This is a genomic window from Bartonella sp. DB5-6 (assembly GCF_000278115.1).
Taxonomy (GTDB): domain Bacteria; phylum Pseudomonadota; class Alphaproteobacteria; order Rhizobiales; family Rhizobiaceae; genus Bartonella; species Bartonella refiksaydamii.
In genome coordinates this window covers 4,569-6,061 of the sequence record NZ_JH725134.1, presented here as the reverse complement: position 1 = coordinate 6,061, position 1,493 = coordinate 4,569, and the positions used below count along the sequence as shown (strand labels likewise).

At 40.1% G+C, this 1,493-nt stretch carries 1 pseudogene; it reads right to left on the bottom strand.

The annotated features are described in order from the left end of the window. A pseudogene (locus MCO_RS10960) lies at positions 1-1,417 on the bottom strand (hypothetical protein); the annotation flags it as partial. Positions 1,418-1,493: the final 76 nt, after the last annotated feature.

Genomic DNA, 1,493 nt, shown 5'->3' with positions numbered 1-1,493 from the left:
ATGCTACTTGTTCTTTAATCTCCTCCAGCTGTGAAAAATTAACGGCATCATTGGCACCTGTACCCTTTGCCACTCCTGTGATCTTTTTATTTCCAACTTCAATACCTGTGGTAAGTATCTTGGGGCCATCTTTAATCACTAAGCCTGTGGCATCTAAGGTACCGCTTCCCGCTTTTACGCTATCTAGCACAAGGTCCTTAGCTAGATCGAATTTTATATTACTGTTTTTATCACCTTTTGTAATCGTGAAATTGCTACTACCAGCTGAAAAATCTATTTCTTCACCCATGCCAACATCTATAGAATGTTTACCATCAACAGATAACTTCCAGCCTTTATCTACAGCTGTTCGTAGCGCTTTTAGCTGTGCAACATTCACTGCATCTGTATCTGCACTACCAGCCGCCACTCCTACAATCTGCCGAGTTTTTTTATCAGCAACATCACCAATACTAACTGCACCCAGAGTACTTTTCCATACATGATTACCTTCCTTCACAGCAGCATTTATTTTAGGATTATACCCACTAATACCAGCAGCAACATTAGCCTTAGAAGCAGCACCTAGAGCAACAGCGTTCTCTTTACTTACAACTGCACCATAACCTAGAGCCATAGAGGACTCTTCTGTTGCATGTGCCTCATAACCAATAGCAATAGCGTAGCCTACCTCTTCCACTTTTGCAAGACCACCAATAATAACAGCCCCGGTTCTCATCCGTCCTCTTAGAATGTTATATTTAGCACCTACCCCTAAAATAACAGCACGATCGCCTGAACTGTCAATGTTCTGACCCATCCAGACAGTAGCCCTATCTGTCAGACCATACCAGCCTTGATTAATGTCTCTACTCTGAATGTTAACTACTCTACCAGCATTATTAACTGCTCTACCAACAAGCGTTGCTTCATCATTGTTTTGAGCAAGCCGTTGAGATATAGAATTATCAGGAATAGAAAACTGCTGGCTGGTGAGAGATCGCTTATATTGCTCCTCTGCACTAGGCTTATTTTTCGATAGCCCATTGTCGTATGCTGTCAAAATATTTACGACAGCATTATCATTGTTTTTCCTCGAAAAGGCCGTGGTCAGAAAATGAGCATAGTCACTAACAGCATTCGCTGCTAGAGTGTTCCCCACCACTTTCAGTGCTGTTACATAGTTTTCCTGATCGCTAGTATCGTCATTATAGTAATCATAGATAGAGATAACTCTTTGCGGAAAAGCTACAGCAGGGCTTTTCGCACTTATGAGAAATGCTTCTTTTGAAGCAACCGTTTTTGAATACACGGGAGAAACACTCGACAAAAGTGCAACTATTGAAGATAAGGAAAGCATCTTAACAAAAGACGCCTTATAAAAAAGACGAAAAAATCTCATTTTGCTACCCGCTAATTTGGCATATACTTTTTTCATAATAATCCCCTGTAACAAAAACATATTAAAAATTTAAAAACACAAAAAAGCCATATTTTGATGCTACCTTTCTCAT